This window comes from Streptomyces sp. NPDC055078, from assembly GCF_053607985.1.
Window position 1 is genome coordinate 1 of record NZ_JBSGUP010000074.1, and the last position, 20,049, is coordinate 20,049.

The window sequence follows — 20,049 nt, forward strand, 5'->3', positions numbered from 1 at the left end:
CTCCCGCAGGGAGCCCCCTCTCTGCGGGGGCGCAGTAGAGGGGGCTCACCAGGGCCCAGTGGGGGAAGCGTTCGCTCAAGGCCCTGGGGGGCCGCCCACGGAACCCTGCGGGATAGTCGGTTCCGTGGGCGACGTTTCGCATGTCCCGTCAGAGCGGCCTACGACGGTCCATGCTGCTTGGTTCCGCCCGCATCGCCGCCATCGGACCGGCCGGACCGGTCGGACCGGTCAGCCTGGTTCGCCTGGTTCGCCTGGTTCCCCTGGCTCGCCTGGCTGGGTTTGGCGATTTCCTGCGGTGCGGTGAGGAAGTGGTGCATCGACCGGAGGAACTCGAACAGCGGGTCCTCCTGGCAGGGGCGGGCCGGCTGACGCCGCTCGCTCCCGCCCGGTCCGGTCGGGTGCCAGTCGGATACGGGGCGGTCTGCTCCGTACCGGTCCGATGCGGAGCGGTCCGGCCCGGGACGGTCGGTCCTGGGGCGGTCCGGTCCCGGACGGTCGGTCCTGGGGCGGTCGGGCAGCGGACGGTCGGTCCTGGGGCGGCCGGTCCCCCGCTGCTCGAAGTTGGGGCAGTCGGTACGGGAGCAGTCCTGCCGGTCCGTGCCGCGCCGGGCCTGGCCCGGATGCCGGTGGTGCCGGAGGTCTCGTAGATCCCGTAGATGCAGGGCGTCAGCGAGCGCGTGCCGCAGGGGTTTCATCGCCGGGTCCCTTCGCCGTACTGCTGGACAGCCCAGTCGTCATCGGGACCCCAGTAACCTCCGTTCGGCGGCTGGTCGTATCCCTGCTGGCCGTAGCCCTGCTGATACGGCTGGCCCTGCTGGTCGTAGCCCTGGACGGGCACGCCCTGGGGCGGGGTGCCGTCCGGCCCGTATCCCTGCTGCGGGATGTATCCCTGCTGCGGCGGGTAGGGCTGGCCGTGTCCCTGGTGCTGGTTGTGACCCGCGTTCGGGATATGCACCTGGGACTGCTGTGTGTAGTGCGGCTGCTGATGCGCCGGGCGGCTGTGCTGATGCGCGGCGTGCTGGTTCTGGTGTGCCGCGTGCTGGTGCTGGAACTGCTGCGCGTGCTGGTGCTGGCGGGCGTAGGAGTTCCCGTGCTGTGCGTGGCCGTGGGAGTACCCCTGGGCCATGGTGTGCTGATACGCGGGCTCGGGCTGCGGGACGTACGGCCGTGCCGTCTCGGGCTCGGCCTGCGCGGGAGCCGGCTGGTCGAACTCGACGGTGGTCGGTTCGGCGGCTTCGGTGACCTCTTCGACCGCCTCTTCCACCTCGTCGGCCGGGTCGCCGGGCAGCAGGATCTCGACGTGTTCGGCACCGGCCTTGCGGCGCTGCTCGCCCCACTCCTCGATCTGGGCGCGGCACGCCATGTCGAGGTGGGAGATACCCCGCCCGTCCACATGGACCCGGTCCTTGTCCGAGATGGAGTCCAGGGCGTCGATCAGCTTCGAGAGCTTGAGGAAGGTGGCGTTGCCCCTCAGCTCAAGGCGTCCGGTGTCGCCGTCCGTGGTCTTGCGGATGGTCATCTGGGACATCCGCAGCGCCGTGAGGACGACCGCGACGGCGAGGCCGGCGAGCACACCCTCCAGCAGGTTGGCCACCACGATGGCGAGGGTCGTGATGATCATGACGATGCCCTCGCCGCGGTCCTTCTTCCACATGGCCACGAAGGACGGCGGGTTGAAGAGCTTCCATCCGGCGTGCAGCAGCACACCGGCGAGCACCGTGATGGGGATCATCCCCAGCAGGCCCGGGAGCAGCAGGCCGAAGCCGAGCAGCCAGACACCGTGCAGGATGCGGGAGAGCTTGGTCTTGGCCCCGGCGTTGAGGTTGGCGGCGCTGCGGACGATGACCGCGGTCATCGGCAGGGCGCCGAGGAGACCGCTGACCGTGTTGCCGACACCCTGGGAGAACAGTTCCTTGTTGTACTGCGTCCGGGGGCCGGAGTGCATCCGGTCGACGGCCGCCGCGCTGAACAGGCTCTCGGCCGAGGCGATGACCGTGAAGGTCACGACCATCATCAGGACCGCCGGGTCGAGGATATGACTGAACGAGGAGATCGGGACGAAGTGCAGCGCGTCCGTCAGCTTGCCGAACTCCACCTTCTTGACATCGAAGCCGGGGAACGCGGCGATGATCGAGCCCAGGACCACGATGACCAGCGGGGCCGGGATCTTGCTGATCGGCTGGGGGACGTTCTTCCACAGGAAGCAGATGGCGAGGGCCATGATGCCCAGCAGCAGGGCGGCGCCCTTCTGCTTGTCGCCGAGGACGGCCGAGGCCAGATCGGGCAGACCGCCGATGTTCTTCAGGGCGGTGCCGAGTTGCTTGGAGTCCACCATGGCGTACATCTGGCTCAGGATCAGCGGCACACCGATACCCGCCAGCATGCCCTGCACCACGGAGACCGAGATGGACTGGAAGAGCCGGCCCATCTTCAGCATCCCGAGGATCATCTGGCAGACGCCGGAGAGCAGGACGACGGGCCCGAGCAACCCGACGCCGTGTTCGGTGACGAACTCCAGGCACAGGACCGCGAGTCCGGCGGCGGGGCCGGTGACCTGGAGGGTGCTGCCGGGCAGGAAGCCCACGATGATGCCGCCGATGATGCCGGGGATCAGACCGAGGGCCGGGTGGACGCCGGAGGCGGCGGCCACGCCGATGCACAGGGGAAGAGCAACAAGAAAGACGACGAGCGAGGACGGGATGTCACTACTGAGGGAACTGAACATGGAAGGAGAAGGTGCGGACTTCGGCGAGGGGCTCCCGCTGGGGGCGCTCCTCTTCGCGTGACGTCCCGCTGAAGGACGTATTCGTTCAGTCGACACAGTGATCCTTTCGCCGCATCCGGGGGGGCCGTTGAGCTTGGGGGTGCTCGCATCCGGCAGACCGATGCGTGTGGGGGGGTGAGGGGGCCAGGCCGGGCCCGGGTGTCAGTTCCGGTGGAACACTCCATTGAGTTCGTCCAGCTCAAGGACTTCGGCGGTGTCGACGCGGTAGTACCAGCCATGCACCTTCAGCCGGCCGGCGTCGACGGCGTCACGCACCTTGGGGTAGTTCCGAAGGATCTCCAGCTGCGACATGACGTGCCGCTGGACGAACTTCGAAAGCGCCAGGTCGTCCGGGGGGGTACCCAGCATCGGGGCGAGGCCGGGCTTGGCGACGGCGACCCACTGCGCGACGCTGGGGAGAGAGGTCAGGTCCTGGTCGTTGGCCAGGGCGCCGACCGCACCGCAGTGCGAGTGGCCGCAGATGATGATGTCCCGGACCTTGAGGACCTCCACCGCGTACTCGATGGTGGCGGCCTCGCCGGACTCGCCCCCCGGGGTGTAGGGGGGGATGATGTTGCCCGCGTTGCGCAGCTCGAAGACCTCGCCGGGGACCGCGCCGGTGATGAGGGCGGGGATCACCCGGGAGTCGGAACAGGTGATGAACAGCGTCCCGGGCGTCTGTCCGGCGGCGAACCGGCGGAATGTCTCGCTCTCGGGGGCAACACGGTGCCGGAAGTTGCGCGCATTGTCGAGCAGTCGCTTCATGGTCACGCTCCAGGCTGAACCAGCTGAGGAAGCTGGGTATGGGGGGAGACATCCGGGGAGATGTCTTGGCCCGGAAGCATGCGCCCGAGTCATGAGTCATCTGTGAGATCACAGTGAGAGAGTTCTCATGGCTACGACAACGATGTCAGAGCATTCAGGGTGGTCTATTCCACGGAGTTCCCACCCTTCGTCCGAAGGGCCCCGGTCACTCTTGTCCGCATAGCGGCCAAGGGGCGGGCAATCCCCGCTGACCAGGCACGACAACGTGTCTACCACTCATGAGCGATGGAGCGGGCGGATTCCACGGAACCGGAGAACCGGGGCCCTGCGGATTCACGCGAATCAATGTATTCGAAGGAATCCATCAAAAACATCGAACCCACGGAATCCGCAGAAACCATCGAGAACACGGAAGCCGCGGAAGCCGCCGGAACGACGGTAACCGTGGAATCGCCAGGAGTTACAGATACGACAGAAATGGCGGCAACGGCAAGAGCCACGACAGCAGAAGTACGCGCGGACGGCCGCATTGGCGCACAGCCGTCATGCGCGTAGCCGGTAACCGACGCCCCGGATGGTCTCCACCCGGTCGGGTCCCAGCTTGCGCCGCAGATACCGCACATACACATCGACGATGTTGGATCCGGGGTCGTAGTCGAATCCCCAGACCCGGCTGAGCAACTGCTCGCGGGTCAGCACCTGGTCCGGGTTGCGCAGGAACACCTCGGCGAGCGCGAACTCGCGCGCCGACAGCTCCGCCACCCGGCCGTCCACATGGACCCGGCGGGTCCTTAAATCGAGGACGAGGTCTCCGACCCGGAGCACGGACGCCTCAGGGCCGGCCTCCCCCCGCAGTCTCAGCCGGACTCTGGCGAGCAGCTCCTCGAAGGCGAAGGGCTTGGAGATGTAGTCGTCCGCGCCCCCCTCAAGTCCCGCGACCACGTCCGAGACGCTGTCGCGCGCCGTCAGGATGACGACGGGGAGCGTCACCCGCAGTTCACGGAGCTTGCGCAGGACGGTCAGCCCGTCGACCGCGGGCAGCCCGAGGTCGAGGATCATCAGATCGCAGTCCCCGGCCCGCGCGTGCTCGTACGCGGAGAGTCCGTCACCCACGACCGCCGTGACGAACCCATTGCTCCGCAGACCTTTTTCTACGAAGGAGGCGATTCCGGCTTCGTCCTCCGCTATCAGTATCCGGTGCATCATGTCCTCTCTGCCAGGGGAAATACGCCGGCAAGTCCAGTACGAACCGGGCCCCCCCTGTCTCGGCGTCCTCCACCCACGCGGTGCCGCCGTGGGCCTCGGCTATCTCCCGGACGATCGCCAGACCCAGGCCGATGCCCGTGCCCGCCTGCGCGGGCGAAGTGACGCGCCCCGCCTGGACGAACCGGCCGAAAATGCGCTCCCGGTCCACCGGCCCGACGCCGGGTCCGGTGTCCCGGACCCACAGGAGCACCCGGTTCTCCTGGAGCGCCGAGCCCATCTCGATCAGATCGCCGTCCAGGGTGTGGCGGACGGCGTTGGCGGCGAGCTGGATGAGTCCCTGGGTGAGCCGCTGGCCGTCGACCAGGACGGTCGCCTCGGAGACGGCGGCCACCCGCCAGTGCCGGGGGCCCAGCGCCCTGGCCTTGGCGACCACATCCACGATCAGATCGGTGAGGTTGGTCTCGCCGACCGTGAGGAAGTCCGGCCGCTCGGCCTTGGCCAGCAGCATCAGATCGTCCACGATGCGGCCCATGCGGTCGAGTTCGTCCACCACGAGGGCCTTGGTCATGGCGCGTTCCTCGGTGCCGTCCTCCATCAGTTCCAGATGCCCCCGTACGACGGTGATCGGCGTACGCAGCTCGTGCCCCACCTCGTCGAGGAACCGCCGCTGGGCGGTGAACGCCCGCTCCAGCCGGTCCAGCATGTGGTTGAAGGTGTGCGCGAGCGCGGCCACATCGTCGTCGCCCCGCACATCGAGCCGCTGCGTCAGATCGGATTCGCCGATCCGGGCCGCCGTCTGCCGCACCAGCCGGATCGGGGCGAGAATCCGCCCGGCGATCAGCCAGCTGGCGAACCCGGCGCAGATCAGGGCCCCGGCCCCGGCGCCCATCAGCAGCTTCATCACCCGCCGCTCCTCACGAAGCTGACGGTCGCGGAACTCCACCACCACCAGCCGTACGTCCCGGGTGTCACCGGCCACCTGGACCGGGAGCACTCCGTACCGCACCTTGCCCGCCCGGGTGTCCAGCCAGCCGGCGGCGGGCGCCTCGACCGTGGACAGCTTCCGCACCACGACGGGGTCCTGATCCAGCTTCAGCGGCGTGTCGGCCGCGCTGCGCTCATAGGCCCGCCCGTCGACGATGCTGAAGAAGGTCTCGTCGCTGTTGGGGAGGGTCCTGCGCATAAAGCTGGTGAGCAGGGCCGCGCTGTCGTTGGGCTTCAGGCCGGGCTCGTTCTTCGCATGGTGGCGCAGCGCCTCGAACTCGCGCTGCAACTGGGAGTCGACCTCCTGGTCGAGCTGGGTCTGCCAGACCACGGCGATGGCGACGGTGGGCACGGCGAGCGCCGCACCCACCAGCAGCAGCATCCATCCGACGATGCGCGATCTCGCGCTGGCCGTACGCTGCCGCACCGCTAGTCGTCCCCTTCCGCATAGTCCCCGCTGCCCCCGCTGCCGCCTCCTCCCCCGTCGGCGCTGTCGTCATCGTCGCCACCGCCGTCGTCGTCCCCGCCGGTGCCCGGCACGGTCGGCCCGTCGTCGGAACTGCGCGGCGGGGGCAGGGGCAGGACCGGCTTGCCGCCGGGCCCCCGGTAGGGCGGCTCGCTCGACTGCGAGGGCGGCGGCTGCTGAGAGGTGGGGGATGCGGACGGGGTGGTCGCCGTCCGCGTGGCCGTCGGCATCGGTTTGGGCGACTCGGGCAGCGCCGGTGTCTTCGGGGACGGCGGCTGGGTCCGTGAGGTGGCTTCCGGAAGCGGGCTGGAACTGGGCTCCACGACCACGGGTGGCCCGAGGTCAAGGGGCTCTGGCCCACCTGCCCAGACCTTCCCCGCGACCATTCCGGCTCCCGCCAGGGCGCACACAACCGTGATCAGAACATTGGCTCTCCGCAGTGTCATGCGGAGAGTGTGCGTCCTAGATCGAACACATGAATGAAAGAGGAGAGGATTCTCATATCCGGCTCTCATAGGACGCGGGGCTGCGTCGGCGGACCAGAAGGACATCCTGCGCCACCCTCTCGCTGTAGCTGGTCGACGGACATACGACGGGGCTGCTGGGAGATACGCGGCCTGGCCGCCGATGACTCAGAATGCACTCATGCCGAACTCATGGGTAGGCCCCTGAGCAACCTCGGAACCTCAGGTTCCGCCGACGCGCGCGCCGTTCCGGTTCCGGTTCCGGCGGGAACAGCCGCCACCGGGCCGGGCGCCATACGCCGATGGCGCTCCGGCCACCACCCGCCCCATCCGGTAACGGACTTCCGACACCATCTTTCCGATACGCCATTTCTTATGCCGCATTTCTTATGCGGTGTTTCTTATGCGGTGGTTCCCGCGTCGAGAAGACGGGTACTCAGGGCCGGACCGAGTACGCGCACGGATGCCGCCCGGGCGGCCCCGCCCCGACGCTGACCCCATGACCAAGGGACTGAAGAGTGTGCGGTGGGCGGCGATGCGCCTGCTGCTGAACAGCGTCGGCCGGCTCAGCGAGGGCGTCAGGATCGGCTACCGCCACGGTTTCGACAGTGGGTCGATGCTCGACTACGTCTACGTCAACAAGGCGCGCGGCGCCCTGGTGGCCGGGCGGGTCATCGACCGCTTCTATCTGAACGCCATCGGCTGGCGGGCCATCCGCGCCCGGCGCGAACTGCTCAAGGACGTCCTGCGCAAGGAGATCGCCGGGCGCGAGGGGGAGGTGTTCGTCCTCGATGTGGCGTCCGGGCCCGGCCGCTATCTCCAGGATCTGGCCGAGGAGTACCCGCCCGGGACCATACGCGTGGAATGCCGCGATCTGGACCGGACGGGCCTCGCCCAGGGCGAACGCCAGGCGCGGGAGCGCGGGCTGACACATATCTCGTACGCGCACGGGGACGCTCTCGACCCCGTGGCCCCGGACCGGGCCCCCGATGTGATCGTCGTGTCCGGGCTCTATGAACTGCTGCTGGACGAGGCGGCGATCGCGGCGTCCGTGGAGCGGTTGCGCGCTCTGCTCGCGCCGGGCGGCGTACTGGTCTTCACCACCCAGACCCGCCATCCGCAGCTTGAGTTCATCGCGAATGTGCTGCCCAACCGGGACGGTGCGCTGTGGGTGATGAAGTGCCGGCCCGTCGAACGGGCGGAGCGGTGGGCGACCGGTGCCGGGTTCACCGAGGTGGCCAGCCGGCGGGAGACGGTGGGGCTGTTCACGGTCACGACAGCGCGGAGCTGACCACCAGCGCGAAGGAGGCGACGGTGAACAGGGTGCGGACGAGATGGAGCCGGTTCCAGCGGGGCTCGAAGGCGGTACGCGCCTCACGATCGCCCCGGGCGGCCTCTTCCTCCGGCTCCTTCTCCGCCCCTGTCCCCTTATTACCTGTACCGGTACCTGTCTCTGTCCCCTTATTACCTGTCCCCTTCTCTGTCCCCTTCTTCTCCGCGGCGGCGAGGGCGTTGTTGAGCGGGACATTGCCGCCCATGGTGATGAGATGGCTGATCACCGCGCAGACCAGACCCGCGATCAGCAGCCAGCGCTGAGTGCCGGTCCGCCCGCCGACGGGGAACGCGAGGGACAGGGCGGGGAAGGCGACGTACGAGAAGAACGTCAGCAGGAACAGGGGCCTGGGCACGACCTCGTTGATACGGCGCATGGCCGCGAGGAACTGCTCGTCGGAGAGCTGGGCGAGCGCGGGCATGATGCCGGTACGGAAGGTCAGCATGAAGCCCGCGTAGAGACCCGTCGAGATGATCGCGAGCGCGAGAAGTGCGGTGGCCATGGGGTACATCATGGCCCCCCGGCCCCGTCTTCGTCCCGTTCTACCGGTCCTTCAGCCGCTGGGCGCGGCCGATCGTGTCGGCCAGTTCCCGTACGGCGCTGTCCTCGGTGGTGGCCGCCAGCGCCTTCGCCCGCCCGGCCAGTTCGCCAAGACCCGGTGTGCCCGGCAGCGACCCGCCGCGCAGGGAGTCGGCGAAGTAGGCCGCGACCGCCGTGACCTGGAACCGGGTCGACGCACCGCCCCACAGCGCGCCGTCGACCGCGTCGGTCTCGATGGAGCCCGTACGCTCGTGCGGCGCCCGGGTCTTCGGGTCGAGCCAGCGGACGGTCGCCGTGGCGACATGACCGCTCGCGCCGTCCCGGAGCCGTACGGCGTACAGGGCGGTCACCGTGTGGCCGGGGCCCACCTCGCCGCCGTCCACGGTGTCGTCGCGGAAGTCCTCGTCGGCGACGTCCCGGTTCTCGTAGCCGATGAGCCTGAACTGCTTCACGTTCTTCGGGTCGAACGCGACCTGGGCCTTGGCGTCCCGCGCCCGCAGTTCGATCTGTGCGGGCAACTGGTCGCGGAAGACCGTCCTGGCCTCCTCGCTGGTGGACACATAGGTGGTGTTGCCGTCGCCCTTGTCGGCGAGCCGCTCCATCAGGGCGTCCCCGTACTGACTGCCGACGCCCACCCCGAAGAGAGTGATGCCGTGCTCGCGCCGGGCGTCGTCGATCCGGTCCAGGATGGCGTCGGCCTCGGTCTCGCCGGTGTTGGCGAGGGCGTCGGAGAGCAGGACGACTCGGTTGGTCGCGCCCTTCCGCCGGCCCTCGACGGCCACCTCGTACCCGGTCCGCACACCCGCCTCCACATTGGTGGAGTCGGTCGGCTCCAGCGACTCGACCACCTTGCGGATACGTTCGCGGTTGCCGCCGAGCGAGGTCATCGGCAGCCGGGTCTCGGCCCTGTCGCTGAAGGTGACCACGGCGACGGAGTCGTCGTCGCGCAGTTCCCCGGTCAGGACACCCAGCGACTCCTTGACCAGATCGAGCCGGCCCGTCCCCGCCATCGAACCGGAGATGTCGATGACGAAGGTGAGGGCGGCGGGCGGGCGTTCGCCCGCCCGGTCCGCGGGCCGGGTGGAGAGGCCGACCCGCACCAGCGACCAGTTCTCACCGGCCGCCTCCTGGCCGCCGGTCTCCCCCCGGATCTCGCCCTCGCCCGCGCCCGGGCGGGCGCCGTCCACGGTCACCGAGAATCCATTGCCGTCGGGGCGCGGATAGTCCTGCCGGAAACTGTTGATGAACTCCTCGGGCCGGACGTTGGACGCGGCGGGCAGTTGGCCGTCCTTAAGGGTGCGCCGGGCGTATCCGTACGAGGCGGTGTCCACATCGAGCGCGAAGGTGGAGAGATAGTCCGGTGCCCTGGACTTGTCGAGCGACTCGTCCCGCCGCTCCTCGGCGGTACCGTCCGCCGGGGGCGCGACGGACGGGGCCTTCGCACCGCCCTCCACCGCGCCGGGTGCCGGGCGGCCACCGTCACCCTTGTTGGCGCCCGTGCCCGCACCCTCCTCGTCGGAGTACGAGGTTTTACGGCCCCGGTCGCTGTCGGCGCTGCACCCCGTGGTGAGCAGCAGTCCACCCGCCAGCACCGCGACCACCATGCCGTGGTACGCCCTGGTTTTCCGGGCGCGCGCCGCCGCACGATCGCGCTTCCCCGCTCCGGTGTTGTGCGCCGTGGTGGCGAGTTTCATCCGGACCCCCTCTGTCGTTGGCTTGTGGATGTGACGTATGGGGTGGGTTTCCGGACTTGCCGGGAGCGTTGCGGAACCGTCTCGAAACGGCAACGGGAGCTGAACGGGGGGCGTGGGCGGAGCCGGGGGGGCGGAGGCCCGGGGGCGGGGCCGGGGTCCGCCGACCGACGCCGGGGCGGAGTGCGCCGACCGACACCGGGGATCAGGTCGGCCGGCGCTCCGGGGTCGGCGCTCCGGAAGGTCAGGACACGATGTCCTTGCGGGCGAAGTTGCGGAACGCGAGCGCGAACAGCACCAGCGCGAAGCTCACCGACACCGACGCGCCCTTCACCATGCCGCTCCACTCCAGTTGCGGCTGGAGCGCGTCGATCCAGGCGAACTGCCAGTGCGCGGGCAGCACCTCGCGCCAGTCGCCGAGGGCGGTGACCGCGTCCAGCACATTGCCGACGATGGTCAGTCCGACGGCTCCGCCGACCGCGCCCAGCGGAGCGTCGGTCTTCGTGGACAGCCAGAACGCCAGACCGGCGGTGACCAGTTGGGAGACAAAGATGAAGGCCACGACGAGCGCCAGCCGGGGCAGGGTCTCGGCGGTGCCGAGGGAACCGCCGGTGGGCAGCTTCAGCGGGCCCCAGCCGTACGCGACCGTACCCGCCGCCAGGGCGACCAGCGGCACCAGCGCCATGGCCACCGCGCTGAAACCGAGCGCCACCGCCAGTTTGGACCAGAGCAGCCGGGTGCGCGGGACGGGAGCGGCCAGCAGATAGCGCAGGGAGGACCAGTTGGCCTCCGAGGCCACGGTGTCGCCGTGGAACAGCGCCACCGGCACCACCAGCAGAAAGCCCGCCGAGGCGAACAGGCAGGTGGCGGCGAAGTTGGCGCCCGAAGCGGTGGCCGTGTCCATGAGGGTGATACGGCCGCTCGAAGCCCCGTCCGGGGTGCCGCCGATGGCGAAGGCGACGATGAGGATCAGGGGCAGCGCCGCCAGCACCCCGCCCATCACCATGGTCCGCCGGCGCTTCAACTGGCGTACCGCCTCGACCCTCAGGGGCAGCGTACGGCCGGGGCGGTATCCGGGTGCCGAGTCGACCAGCGCGCTCACGCGGGACCTCCGATCAGGGTGAGGAAGGCGTCCTCCAGGCGGCGGTGCGGTCCCACACCGGTCAGGGGCACATCCAGCCGGACGAGTTCGCCGATCATGGCGGACGCGGTGGCTCCGTCGAGGCGGACGAGCAGCCCCTCGTCCACGCGGACGGCCGAGCCGATCCCGGGCAGTGCGCCGATCTTCTCCACCAGCGGGTCGGCGACCGCGACGGCGGTGGTGACGAGGAGCGTGTCGCTCTCACCGGTGATCTCCGCGACCGGTCCGGCCTGCACCAGCCGGCCTCGGTCCATGACCACCAGATGGGTACAGGACTGTTCGACCTCGGAGAGGAGGTGGCTGGAGACGATGACGGTCCGGCCCCCGGCCGCGTAACGGATCATCACCTCCCGCATCTCACGGATCTGGGGCGGGTCGAGACCGTTCGTCGGCTCGTCCAGGATCAGCAGATCGGGCAGGCCGAGCATGGCCTGGGCGATGGCGAGCCGCTGCCGCATGCCCTGGGAGTAGGTGCGTACGGCGCGGGCGAGGGCGTCGCCGAGACCCGCGATCTCCAGGGCCTCGGCGATATGGGCGTCATCGGCGGGGCGGCCGGTGGCCTGCCAGTACAGCTCCAGATTGTCGCGGCCCGACAGATGCGGCAGGAAGCCCGCTCCCTCCACGAACGCGCCGACCCGGGAGAGTACGGGCGCCCCCGGCCGGATGGCGTGGCCGAAGACACGGATCTCGCCCTCGTCGGGCCTGATGAGGCCCATCAGCATCCGCAGGGTGGTGGTCTTGCCCGCGCCGTTGGGGCCGAGGAGTCCGAGGACCTGGCCCTTCTCGACCCGGAAGGAGAGCTGCTGGACGGCGTAGCGGTCGGCGGACCGGGCGTACCGCTTGGTCAGGCCGGTGATCTCCAGGGGTACGTCGGCGAGTCCGGGGTCGGGTGCGGGGGCGAGCGTACGCCTGCGGGCGGTGAACAGCAGCACCGCGGCGATGACCGCGCTCGCGGCCGGGAGCGCCCAGGTCCACCAGGGCAGCCCGGCCGCCTGGGTCTTCACCGACGGCGCGGTGGGCACGGCCAGTTCGCCGCCGCCCGCGAGGCCGACGGTGTACTGGGCGGGGGCCACCGGGGAGGCATAGCCGAGGTCGGTGGCGGAGAGCACGAGCCGCAGCCGGTGGCCCGCGTCGATCTGGTGGTCCACGGCGGGCAGGGTCAGGGCGACTTCCTTGCCCTGGCGGGCACCGTCGACCCGGACGGGGGCGACGAGCTGGGACGGCAGGATCTGTTCGCGGCCGTCGGGGCCGACGTCGTACACCTTCCCGAACAGCACCGCCGTGCCGCTGGTGGAGGCGACCTTGACCCGGACGGACGGTGCGCCGGTGATCCGCAGGGACTGGCGCAGCGGGCGGGAGTCGAAGCGGGCGTGCTGGCCTGGGAAGTCGAGGGACAGTCCGACCCCGAGAGAGGAGAACTGGCCGAGGCCGCCGCTGAGTCCGGGGACCGCGGAGATCGCGGGCGGGGCGGCGCCCGCCGGGTTGGCGAAGGTCTGCTCAAGTCCCGTGAGGGTCACCGGGCGGGCGCCGCTCTCCAGACCCGGGTAGCGGTTGCCGGTCGCGCCGCGCAGCAGCGCCTGGCCGTCGGTGGAGTCGACGCCCCCGGTGCGGCTCACCCGGAAGGCCGGGCGGGTGTCGGTGGACTTGTCGTCCTTGAGATACCGGTCGAACCACGCGTTGACCCGGCTCTCGACGCGACCGCTCTCCCGGTTCCCGCCGTCGTGACCGCCGGCGATCCAGTCGACGGCGACGGGCGCCCCGTTGGCGCTGATCGCGTTGGCCATGGCATCGGCGTGGGACAGCGGGAAGAGGGAGTCGGCCTGGCCCTGGGTGATCAGGGTGGGGACCTTGATGCGCTCGGCGACGGCGGAGGGGCTCCGGCTCTCCACCAGGGCGCGGGCGGCGGGGTCCGGCGCTCCGGCGACGGCGACCCGTTCGTACATCGCGCACAGTTCTGGCTGGAAGCGGCCACAGGTGGCGGGGTTCAGGGGGCCGGGCCCGGTGCTTTTGCCGGTGCTTTTGCCGGTGCTTTTGCCGGTGCTTTTGCCGGTGCTTTTGCCGGTGCTTTTGCCTGGACCGGTGCCTTGGCCGGTGCCTGTGCCACTGTCCTTGCCGGGTGCCGCGGCTTCCCCGCCGCCGCCCCGGGCGGGGGGCTCGGCGGGGGGCTCGGCGGATGGTGCGACGCCCGGTACCGCGCCGGGTGCGGCGGTTGAGCCGGTGGAGAAGAAGATGCCCGCCCACAGTTTCTTGAACACCCCCTCCGGGAACAGGGCGTCGGCGAGGTTCCAGTAGGTGATCGCGGGGGCGATGGCGTCGACCCGCTTGTCGTGCCCGGCGGCGAGCAGGGAGACGGCCCCGCCGTAGGAGGCACCGGCGATGCCGACGCGCGGGTCCCCGTCGGCATCGAGCCGCACCTCGGGGCGCCCCGCCAGCCAGTCGATCAGCCGCGAGACGTCCTTGACCTCGAACGCGGGGTCGTTGAGCCCGATCCGCCCGGTGGACTCACCGAACCCCCGGGCGGACCAGGTCAGTACGGCATAACCGTCCCGGGCCAGCTTCTCCGCCTGCGCCCGCACATCGTCCTTGCTGCCGCCGAAGCCGTGCGCCAGCAACACCGCCGGCCTGCGCTCGGCCCCCTCCCCCGAGGTGAAGTACGAGGCGTCGATTCTCGCCCCCGGCATGTTCCGCACCAGATCCTCCCGGTGCACCGCCGGAGCACTGTCATCGGCGACCGCGGTCCAGGTGCCGGCGCCCGCGAGCACGGCGAGGGCGGCGATGCCCGCGAGCCATCGGCCGCGTGGGCGTGGCCGGGGAAGTCTGATGCGCATGTTGAAACCTTAAGCGCACGTGCTGTGCGCTCTCGGCTGCCTACGGGGGGAGCCGCGCGGTCTCCACGGGGAGTACGCCACCCCCACCGCGTACACCCCCTGCGGTACGCGCCTCCCCTCCCGACCGCCCCGGCCACCCACCGGGGCTCCGCCCCAGACCCCGCGCCTCAATCGCCGGCGAGGCTGGATTATCCGGGTGCGCAAAACCAGCCCGTCCGGCGCTTGAGGACACCCCGCAGGGGTGCGCGACAGCCAACACCGGGCGCGGGGCCCTCCCGGGGCTCCGCCCCGAACCTCCCCCTACGCCCTGCGGCGTGGGAGGACCCCCAACGCCTAAACGCCGGCGAGGCTGGATTACCCGGGTGCGCAAAACCAGCCCGTCCGGCGTTTGAGGACACCCCGCAGGGGTGCGCGACAGCCAACGCAGGGCGCAGCCAGACACCGGGGCTCCGCCCCGAACCCCACGCCTCAAACGCCGGCGAGGCTGAATATGCCCACCCGCACGGGGCACGCGCCGCCCGCAGGGATCAAGGGCCCAGGGGCACAAGACCCTGCGTACCCGAGCCGGAGGCTCAGTCGTGGCGGGGGAAGCCCAGGTCAACCCCCGACGGCGCGTCCGACGGGTCGGGCCAGCGCGTGGTGACGACCTTGCCGCGGGTGTAGAAGTGGACACCGTCGAGGCCGTAGATGTGGTGGTCCCCGAAGAGGGAGTCCTTCCAGCCGCCGAAGGAGTGGTAGCCGACGGGGACCGGGATGGGCACGTTCACCCCGACCATGCCCGCCTCGACCTCCAACTGGAAGCGCCGGGCCGCACCGCCGTCGCGGGTGAAGATGGCGGTGCCGTTGCCGTAGGGCGATCCGTTGATGACGGCCATGGCCTCTTCGTAGGTGTCCGCGCGCAGTACGCACAGCACGGGGCCGAAGATCTCGTCGCGGTAGGCGTCGGAGTCGGTGGAGACCTTGTCCAGGAGGGACAGGCCGATCCAGTGGCCGTCCTCGTAGCCGTCGACCGTATAGCCCGTGCCGTCGAGGACGACATCCGCGCCCTGGGCCGCCGCGCCCGTCACATAGGAGGCGACCTTGTCGCGGTGGACCTTGGTGATCAGAGGGCCCATCTCGGAGGCCGGGTCGGTACCGGGGCCGATCTTGATCTTCTCGGCGCGCTCGCGGATCTTCTCCACGAGGGTGTCGGCGATGGAGCTGACGGCGACGACGGCGGAGATCGCCATACAGCGCTCGCCCGCCGAGCCGTACGCGGCGGAGACCGCGGCGTCCGCGGCGGCGTCGAGGTCCGCGTCCGGGAGGACCAGCATGTGGTTCTTCGCGCCGCCGAGCGCCTGGACGCGCTTGCCGTTGGCGGATGCGGTGGTGTGGATGTAGCGGGCGATCGGCGTCGAGCCCACGAAGGAGACCGCGGCGACATCGGGGTGCCCGAGGAGAGCGTCCACCGCGACCTTGTCACCGTGGACGACATTGAGGACACCGTCGGGCAGCCCGGCCTCCGCCGCCAGCTCCGCGAGGAGGATCGCGGAGGAGGGGTCCTTCTCGCTGGGCTTGAGGACGAAGGTGTTGCCGCAGGCGATGGCCAGCGGGAACATCCACATGGGCACCATCGCGGGGAAGTTGAACGGGGTGATGCCCGCGACGACCCCGAGCGGCTGCCGGATCGAGGCGACATCGACCCGGCTGGCGACCTGCGTGGACAGCTCACCCTTGAGCTGGGTGGTGATCCCGCAGGCCAGCTCGATGACCTCCAGCCCGCGCGCGACCTCGCCGAGCGCGTCGGAGTGCACCTTTCCGTGCTCGGCGGTGATCAGCGCGGCGATGTCGTCACGGCGCGCGTCCAGCAGCGCGCGGTAGCGGAAGAGAATCGCGGTGCGCTGGGCCAGCGAGGACGTGCCCCAGGTCGTGTACGCCTCCTTCGCCGCGGCCACGGCGGCTCCGACCTCGTCGGCCGACGCCAGCGCCACCCGGGTGGTGACGGCGCCGGTCGCCGGGTCGGTGACCGGGCCCCAGTTGCCGGACGCGCCCTCGACGGTCTTGCCACCGATCCAGTGGTTGACGGTCTTCGTCATGACGAAAGGCTCCTTCACGGGCTCAGTGCCCAGATCTCCCGGATGTCCCGGATGTTTCACAGATGGCGGCGTCGGGCTGCGGCGTGCCGCTCGTACTCCTCACGGGCCCTGACCGCCGACGGACGGGTCGCGGTCTCTGCCACAGGAACATCCCACCACGCCTGGGCGGGCGGGGCGCCCGACACAGTGTCTGCCGTTTCGGTCTCGACATAGACACCTGTGGGTACGTTTGACGCACGGGCCTCGGCAAGGGCTTCCCGCAGGTCACGCACGGTCCTGGCGCGGATCATGCGCAGCCCGAGCGCCGCGGCGTTGGCGGCGAGATCGACGGGCAGCGGAGCCCCGGTGTACGTACCGTCGGCGGCGCGGTGCCGGTAGGCCGTACCGAACCGCTCGCCGCCGACCGATGCGGACAGACCGCCGATGGACGCGTAGCCATGGTTCTGGAGGATCACGACCTTGATGGGGATGTTCTCCTGGACGGCGGTGACGATCTCGGTGGGGTTCATCAGATAGGTCCCGTCGCCGACGAGCGCCCAGACCGGCCGGCCGGGCGCTGCCATCGCGACGCCGATGGCCGCGGGGATCTCGTATCCCATGCAGGAGTAGCCGTACTCGACGTGGTACTGGTCGGCCGAGCGCGCCCGCCACAGCTTGTGGAGATCGCCGGGGAGCGACCCGGCCGCGTTGATCACGATGTCGTCGCCGGTGACGAGCGCGTCGAGGACGCCGAGGACCTGCGGCTGAGTGGGGCGTACATCCGGATTCTCCGGCTCGTACGCGGCGTCGACCCGGTGCTCCCAGCGCTCCTTGTCGTCGCCGTACTCCTCCTCGTACGCGAGCGGGACCCGGTAGTCGCGGCTCAGCTCCGCGAGTTCGCCCAGGACGGCGCGGGCGTCGCCGAGCAGCGGGATTCCGGCCAGCTTGTGGGCGTCGGAGGAGGTGACATTGATATGGAGGAAGCGGACCGAGGGGTTCTGGAAGAGCGTGTGGGAGGCGGTGGTGAAGTCCGACCAGCGGGTGCCGACCCCGATGACCAGATCGGCGGTACGGGCCAGCTCGGCGGCGGTCGCGGTGCCGGTGTGGCCGATGCCGCCGACGTCACCGGGGTGGTCGTGGGGCAGCGAGCCCTTGCCCGCCTGGGTGGCGGCGACGGGGATGCCGGTCGCGTCGGCGAAGGAGCGCAGCGCGGACTCGGCCCCGCTGTAGCGGACCCCGCCACCCGCGACGATCAGGGGGCGGCGTGCCTCGGACAGCGCCCGGTGGGCCGCCCGGAGCGCGTCGGTGCCGGGGCGCGGCCGGGCGATGTGCCAGACGCGTTCGGCGAAGAACTCCTCCGGCCAGTCGTACGCCTCGGTCTGCACATCCTGGGGCAGCGCCAGCGTCACCGCACCGGTCTCGGCGGGGTCGGCGAGCACCCGCATCGCCTGGAGCGCCGCCGGAATGAGCGCTTCGGGCCGGTTGATCCGGTCGAACCAGCGGGAGACGGGACGCAGGGTGTCATTGACCGACACATCGCCCGCGTAGGGGACTTCGAGCTGCTGGAGCACGGGATCGGCGGGGCGGGTGGCGAACACATCGCCGGGCAGCAGCAGTACGGGCAGCCGGTTGATGGTGGCGAGGGCCGCGCCCGTGACCAGATTGGTGGCGCCGGGGCCGATGGAGGTGGTCACGGCGTGGGCGGAGAGCCGGCGGGACTGGCGGGCGTAGCCGACAGCCGCGTGCACCATGGCCTGTTCACTGCGGCCCTGGAGATACGGCATCGGGGAGTCGGGTCCTGTGCCCGTCTCCAGCAGCGCCTGGCCGATCCCGGCGACATTGCCGTGGCCGAAGATGCCCCAGGTGGCGCTGATCAGCCGGTGGCGCGCGCCGTCGCGCTCGGTGTACTGGCGGGTGAGGAAGGTGATGAGGGCCTGGGCGACGGTGAGCCGGCGCGTGGCGATTCGGTGCGTGGCGGGTCGGCGCGGGGCGGGGCGGGGCGTGGTCATCGGTGACCGCCTTCCCCGGACGGAGGGCCGGAGTGGGGACGGGGGGCGGGGTCAGAGGTGGGGCCCGGGTCGGATTCGGGGCCCGGGGCCAGGTCCGGGGTGGGGTACGGCGGCGCTTCGTACAGCGGCAGCCGGGGGTCGGCGGGCTGCCCCGGCCAGGTGTCGCGGATCCAGCCGTGGTCCGGGTGATCGCGGATCAGCCACTCCCGGCTCGCACCGGGGCCCGCCATCACATTGAGGTAGTACATGTCACGGCCGGGCGGGGCGATGGACGGGCCGTGCCAGCCGTCGGGGACGAGGACGACATCCCCGGTGCGCACCTCGGTGAGGATGTCCGCGCCGCCGGGACGGGACGGGGAGACCCGGTGGTAGCCGACCCCGCCCCCGTCGATCTCGAAGTAGTAGATCTCCTCAAGCTCGGACTCGACGCCGGGCACCCGCTCATCGTGCTTGTGCGGCGGGTAGGAGGACCAGTTCCCGCCGGGGGTGAGCACCTCGACCGCGATCAGGCGATCGCACGCGAAGGTGTCGGCGGCGGCGAAGTTGTTGACCTGCCGCGAGCAGTTGCCGGAGCCGCGCAGTTCGACGGGTACCTCCGGCGCGGGGCCGTAGCGAGCGGGGAGTCGTCGCTCGCACTTCGCTCCTGCCAGGGCGAAGCGGCCTCCCGCACCGGAGGCGATCTGTGCGTGGGCATCGCGCGGTAGATAGGCGAAGTCGGTGACCTCGCCGAACACGCTCTCCCTGCCCCGCAGTTCAATGAACTCACCTTGAGTGTGCACAGTGCAGCCGCCGTTGAGGGGCAGGACGATCCATTCGCTGTCCCCGGTGGCGAACGTGTGCGATCCGCCGGGTGCCAGCTCCAGCACCCGGAGGCCACAGTGTTCCCAGCCTGCCTGCCCGGGGTCGACACGGAGGGCGTAGGGTCCGTCGGCTGCACTTCCCGCCGGGACGTACAGCTGATCGACCGGTTCGCGTGTTCCGTCGGCGCTCATGACCTCTCCGTATCCCTTACGCCCATATCTTTTGTGCCCGTGTCGCTTGGGCCCGTATCGGTTGGGCCCGTGTCGGTTGAACCCGTGTCGCTTTCTGCCCGTGTCCGTTACAGCAGTCCTACGGCGGTGTCGACCGCGCCCGCGACGTCTCCGTCGACGGGGTAGAGCAGTGAGCGTCCCACCACCAGGCCCTGCACGGTGGGCAGTCGTAGCGCGCCGCGCCATTTGTCGTACGCCGCGTCCTGATCGTCGCCGATCTCACCGCCGAGGATCACGGCGGGGAGCGTCGAGGTGCCCATCACCTCCGCCATATCGCCGGGATTGTCGGTGACCGGGACTTTCAGCCAGCTGTACGCGGATGTTCCGGCCAGGCCGGAGGCGATGGCTATGGAGCGGGTGACCGCTTCGGCGCTGAGATCGTTGCGGAGGCGTCCGTCGGTACGGTGACAGATGAACGGCTCGATGAAGACGGGCAGCCGTCGCTCGGCCATCTCGTCCACGGCGCGGGCGGTGGCGTGCAGGGTGTCGAGCGACGCGGGGTCCTGATAGTCGATACGGAGCAGCAGCTTTCCCGCGTCGAAACCGAGCCGGGCCAGGTCCTGGGCGCGGTGGCCGGTGAAGCGGTCGTCGAGTTCGAAGGACGCGCCCGCCAGGCCGCCTCGGTTCATCGAGCCCATGACGACCTTGCCATCGAGGGCGCCGAGCAACAGGAGATCGTCGAGGATGTCGGCGGTGGCGAGGACTCCGTCGACACCGGGGCGGGAGAGCGCGAGGCAGATCCGCTCCAGCAGATCGAGTCGGTTGGCCATGGC

Annotated in this window: 15 protein-coding genes; 1 reads left to right on the forward strand and 14 read right to left on the reverse strand. The window is 70.4% G+C overall.

The annotated features are described in order from the left end of the window. Nucleotides 1-158 precede the first annotated feature (158 nt). The 6 genes from ACWF94_RS09475 to ACWF94_RS09500 form a co-directional block, all read right to left on the reverse strand. Nucleotides 159-695: a hypothetical protein gene (locus tag ACWF94_RS09475; protein ID WP_453486306.1), complete on the reverse strand. Its 537-nt coding sequence runs from the start codon at nt 693-695 to the stop codon at nt 159-161. Beyond that, nucleotides 692-2,725, reverse strand: a complete 2,034-nt coding sequence (locus ACWF94_RS09480; RefSeq protein ID WP_453486308.1) for a SulP family inorganic anion transporter — start codon at nt 2,723-2,725, stop codon at nt 692-694. Before ACWF94_RS09480 ends, ACWF94_RS09475 begins: the two co-directional genes overlap by 4 nt. 201 nt (nt 2,726-2,926) lie before the next feature. Then, on the reverse strand, nt 2,927-3,529 hold the full coding sequence (locus tag ACWF94_RS09485) for a carbonic anhydrase (RefSeq protein ID WP_453486309.1): 603 nt from the start codon (nt 3,527-3,529) through the stop codon (nt 2,927-2,929). Nucleotides 3,530-4,072: 543 nt separating this feature from the next. After that, nucleotides 4,073-4,732 (reverse strand): response regulator transcription factor, encoded by a 660-nt coding sequence (locus tag ACWF94_RS09490; RefSeq protein ID WP_453486311.1) that lies wholly within the window; start codon nt 4,730-4,732, stop codon nt 4,073-4,075. Next, nucleotides 4,635-6,101 carry a sensor histidine kinase gene (locus ACWF94_RS09495; protein ID WP_453486313.1) on the reverse strand — a complete coding sequence of 489 codons (1,467 nt, stop codon included), beginning with the start codon at nt 6,099-6,101 and terminating at the stop codon, nt 4,635-4,637. Before ACWF94_RS09495 ends, ACWF94_RS09490 begins: the two co-directional genes overlap by 98 nt. A gap of 47 nt (nt 6,102-6,148) precedes the next feature. Beyond that, entirely contained in the window at nt 6,149-6,631 is a 483-nt protein-coding gene (locus tag ACWF94_RS09500; RefSeq protein ID WP_453486315.1) for a hypothetical protein, read from the reverse strand. Between the two features lie 517 nt (nt 6,632-7,148). On the opposite strand from ACWF94_RS09500, the gene ACWF94_RS09505 reads away from it, so the two are divergent. Next, nucleotides 7,149-7,940, forward strand: a complete 792-nt coding sequence (locus ACWF94_RS09505; RefSeq protein ID WP_453486317.1) for a class I SAM-dependent methyltransferase family protein — start codon at nt 7,149-7,151, stop codon at nt 7,938-7,940. On the opposite strand, the gene ACWF94_RS09510 is transcribed toward ACWF94_RS09505, so the two are convergent. From ACWF94_RS09510 to ACWF94_RS09545, 8 genes are all read right to left on the reverse strand, one after another. Further along, nucleotides 7,921-8,484 (reverse strand): anthrone oxygenase family protein, encoded by a 564-nt coding sequence (locus ACWF94_RS09510; protein ID WP_453486319.1) that lies wholly within the window; start codon nt 8,482-8,484, stop codon nt 7,921-7,923. The genes ACWF94_RS09505 and ACWF94_RS09510 overlap by 20 nt on opposite strands. Nucleotides 8,485-8,524: 40 nt before the next feature. Further along, nucleotides 8,525-10,216, reverse strand: coding sequence for a YfbK domain-containing protein (locus ACWF94_RS09515; RefSeq protein ID WP_453486321.1), 1,692 nt, complete (start codon nt 10,214-10,216; stop codon nt 8,525-8,527). Between the two features lie 241 nt (nt 10,217-10,457). Next, nucleotides 10,458-11,315, reverse strand: a complete 858-nt coding sequence (locus ACWF94_RS09520) for an ABC transporter permease (RefSeq protein WP_453486323.1) — start codon at nt 11,313-11,315, stop codon at nt 10,458-10,460. Next, nucleotides 11,312-14,182, reverse strand: coding sequence for an alpha/beta fold hydrolase (locus tag ACWF94_RS09525; protein ID WP_453486325.1), 2,871 nt, complete (start codon nt 14,180-14,182; stop codon nt 11,312-11,314). The genes ACWF94_RS09520 and ACWF94_RS09525 overlap by 4 nt, the downstream gene beginning before the upstream one ends. A 572-nt stretch (nt 14,183-14,754) precedes the next feature. Next, entirely contained in the window at nt 14,755-16,257 is a 1,503-nt protein-coding gene (locus ACWF94_RS09530; protein ID WP_453486327.1) for a CoA-acylating methylmalonate-semialdehyde dehydrogenase, read from the reverse strand. Nucleotides 16,258-16,313: 56 nt separating this feature from the next. Further along, nucleotides 16,314-18,245 carry a 3D-(3,5/4)-trihydroxycyclohexane-1,2-dione acylhydrolase (decyclizing) gene (gene iolD / locus ACWF94_RS09535; RefSeq protein WP_453486328.1) on the reverse strand — a complete coding sequence of 644 codons (1,932 nt, stop codon included), beginning with the start codon at nt 18,243-18,245 and terminating at the stop codon, nt 16,314-16,316. Further along, entirely contained in the window at nt 18,242-19,237 is a 996-nt protein-coding gene (gene iolB, locus ACWF94_RS09540; RefSeq protein ID WP_453486330.1) for a 5-deoxy-glucuronate isomerase, read from the reverse strand. Before iolB ends, iolD begins: the two co-directional genes overlap by 4 nt. A gap of 107 nt (nt 19,238-19,344) precedes the next feature. Beyond that, nucleotides 19,345-20,049 (reverse strand): Cgl0159 family (beta/alpha)8-fold protein (locus ACWF94_RS09545; RefSeq protein ID WP_453486332.1); only part of this gene is annotated, 705 nt, incomplete at its 5' end.

Excerpts from the sequence above, each read along its gene's own strand:
- ACWF94_RS09475 (WP_453486306.1), bottom strand. The coding sequence starts at position 695 with ATGAAACCCCTGCGGCACGCGCTCGCTGACGCCCTGCATCTACGGGAT.
- ACWF94_RS09480 (WP_453486308.1), bottom strand. The coding sequence starts at position 2,725 with ATGTTCAGTTCCCTCAGTAGTGACATCCCGTCCTCGCTCGTCGTCTTT.
- ACWF94_RS09485 (WP_453486309.1), bottom strand. The coding sequence starts at position 3,529 with ATGAAGCGACTGCTCGACAATGCGCGCAACTTCCGGCACCGTGTTGCC.
- ACWF94_RS09490 (WP_453486311.1), bottom strand. The coding sequence starts at position 4,732 with ATGCACCGGATACTGATAGCGGAGGACGAAGCCGGAATCGCCTCCTTC.
- ACWF94_RS09495 (WP_453486313.1), bottom strand. The coding sequence starts at position 6,101 with ATGCTGCTGCTGGTGGGTGCGGCGCTCGCCGTGCCCACCGTCGCCATC.
- ACWF94_RS09500 (WP_453486315.1), bottom strand. The coding sequence starts at position 6,631 with ATGACACTGCGGAGAGCCAATGTTCTGATCACGGTTGTGTGCGCCCTG.
- ACWF94_RS09505 (WP_453486317.1), top strand. The coding sequence starts at position 7,149 with ATGACCAAGGGACTGAAGAGTGTGCGGTGGGCGGCGATGCGCCTGCTG.
- ACWF94_RS09510 (WP_453486319.1), bottom strand. The coding sequence starts at position 8,484 with ATGGCCACCGCACTTCTCGCGCTCGCGATCATCTCGACGGGTCTCTAC.
- ACWF94_RS09515 (WP_453486321.1), bottom strand. The coding sequence starts at position 10,216 with ATGAAACTCGCCACCACGGCGCACAACACCGGAGCGGGGAAGCGCGAT.
- ACWF94_RS09525 (WP_453486325.1), bottom strand. The coding sequence starts at position 14,182 with ATGCGCATCAGACTTCCCCGGCCACGCCCACGCGGCCGATGGCTCGCG.
- ACWF94_RS09530 (WP_453486327.1), bottom strand. The coding sequence starts at position 16,257 with ATGACGAAGACCGTCAACCACTGGATCGGTGGCAAGACCGTCGAGGGC.
- iolD (WP_453486328.1), bottom strand. The coding sequence starts at position 18,245 with ATGACCACGCCCCGCCCCGCCCCGCGCCGACCCGCCACGCACCGAATC.
- iolB (WP_453486330.1), bottom strand. The coding sequence starts at position 19,237 with ATGAGCGCCGACGGAACACGCGAACCGGTCGATCAGCTGTACGTCCCG.